3 protein-coding genes are annotated in these 2,309 nt (G+C 54.6%); all 3 read left to right on the top strand.

Translation table 11 applies throughout. The features are described from left to right. Positions 1–204: hypothetical protein (locus AC0AP0_RS12235; protein WP_490430677.1), on the top strand; the 204-nt coding region annotated here is incomplete at its 5' end. Between the two features lie 483 nt (positions 205–687). Next, on the top strand, positions 688–1,851 hold the full coding sequence (locus AC0AP0_RS12230) for a class C sortase (RefSeq protein ID WP_490430676.1): 1,164 nt from the start codon (positions 688–690) through the stop codon (positions 1,849–1,851). A gap of 119 nt (positions 1,852–1,970) precedes the next feature. Next, on the top strand, positions 1,971–2,309 hold a 339-nt coding region (locus AC0AP0_RS12225), incomplete at its 3' end, for an aldo/keto reductase (protein ID WP_490430675.1).

Below are 2,309 nucleotides of genomic sequence, written 5' to 3'. Positions count from 1 at the left end.
GTTGACGTGCCTCAGGATGAGTTTCAGAACGGAACCCAAACTGGGAATGGAACCCAGACTGTTCCTGTCGCGAGATCGGGACCACGAAAGCTGGCAGCTACCGGTGTATCCATGGTAGCCCCTGGCATTCTGCTCTTGATTCTGGCCGTGATGGGCCTCTACTTGGCAATCGTTGCGCGCTCCTGGAACCGGGATAAGCACTAGGTATTCTCTCATAGTCATGCCGGTATGATGTCGTCACGAGATATCAACGGCGTCTGTGAGAGTGTATAAAGGACCGGCGGCATCATACAGGTGCCGCCGGTCTTTGTATGCCAAAAGCTATTTATAGTTATTAACTGGACTATTTGAGATGCAGCACGAGGAAGGCTATAAATGGACCAGAATACTGACTCGGCTACTATGAGCTCAGCTCATGTCATCGGCAACGGTGATGTTGCAAATGCGTCCATTCCTGAAGGGCAAGCGGATATGCCGCCTACCTATGCTCCTAGTTCTGATCTGCCGCCATCCTTTCCCCCATTGGCAGCACCTAAGGACCGCGGTACTTCAGACTTGCATGGTTCAAGTGCAATAGCAGATCCAGTGTCAGTTTCGGGCCAAGCCAAGTCATTGGCCCCGATAATCGTCGTTTCAGGAAATTATCCCAAAGAAATAGATAAGCAAGGCAATGCTGGTCAGATTACCGTGACAGCATCCAAACAGACAAAGAAGGGTCGAAAGACAACCAAGTCCGGTCGAGGATTCGGGCTCCTGGAGACTCTGGCTTTTCTGATTGGTCTGGCTATCTTCCTCTATCCGCTGTTGGCCGCATATGTGAACTATTACCAGGATTCCTCGGCAATGGACAACTACGATCAGATTGTGGAAGCTCTTTCGCCGGCACAGCGCAGAGCCATGTGGCGCGATGCCAAGAAATATGACGAGGAATTGGGCAAGCCTACACTGAGAGACCCCTTCAAGTACAAGGAAGTCAAGGAGCCACTGGGTCGCTACTACAAAACCCTCAATGTAGATGGCAAGGGCATGATGGCATATGTGGAGATTCCCAAGATCAACCTTAAGCTGCCTGTGCGGCACGGTACCAGCGACGCGGTTCTCAAGGACGGCACCGGGCACATTGCCACGACTCACGTGCCGACTGACAACCGAACCATCCACTCCGTCATCACAGGGCACACCGGCGAAGTCGGCTACATGCTTTTCGATAACCTGACCCAGTTGCGCAAGGGAGACGTCTTCCAGATACGAGTACTCAAACGGCATATGAGCTATAAGGTAGACCAGATTAAGATCATTTTGCCTACTGACGTCAGCGCACTGCAGCCAGTCCAGAATTCCAACTATGTGACCCTGCTGACCTGCTATCCCTATGGCGTCAACTCTCACCGTTTGATTGTGCGCGGGCACTATATCGGCGATGACGTGCCCCCTACCCAACCTGAGGGGGCGCCCATTTACATGGTCTGGGTCCTCCTGGCCCTGTTTTTTGCCTGCCTTGTGGGCTGGTACCTGCTCTCACGTCGCCGGCGCAACTGTCGTCACGACCTGGAGCAGATGGAACATCTGGAATCTCAGGCGACAGGACCCGGGACCATGGGAGAGCCGCTGGCCACGATCATGGTCAGCCATGGGCAGGAGACCCGATCAGAAGCCAACCGCCGTCGTCGATTGATCAAAACACGGCGAATCTGCAGCGCTCTCATGTGGCTGTTGGCTGTACTCGGCTTGTTCTTCGCCTGGGGTTCGGTCGGAATGATGATGAGAATCGGCTTCCTGCCCGTATTCGACCTTGGCTACCACTGGTTCGATACCCACCTCATCTACTTCTTCGGCATTACCAAATTCTAGGCCTGTGCATGTGTGGACACGTTTGACCACGTGGGCCTGTTCTACTGTAATTGGGCTTTTGCCCGGCTCTAGAATGGAGCGAGCATGGCCCGGCAGACTGCTGGGCCGCGTCTGGAAAGGTGTGGACCGTGACAGCAGTTCCTGACATTCTATTGTCTGATGGCAATCGCATTCCGCAGGTAGGCCTGGGCGTGCTCAGGATCGACGATGATCAAACCGCTGGAGTAGTGCAATCTGCTTTGGAGCTGGGTTATCGTCACATCGATACGGCAGCGGGCTACCGCAACGAGGGCGGTGTGGGCCGTGGCCTCAAGGCCTTCGGTTGTCAGAGTGGTCCTGAGCGTGCCAACCTGTGGCTGACCACCAAGCTGCGTGACTCCAAACAGGGCTATGACAGCGCTCTGCGGGCCTTCGACCGCCAGCTGGCCCTGCTGGGCACTGACTATGTCGATATGTAC

It is taken from the genome of Bifidobacterium sp. POST2/T3 (B1), assembly GCF_058197115.1.
Note: the sequence above shows the minus strand (reverse complement) of the source record. Positions and strands in the feature narration are given on the sequence as shown.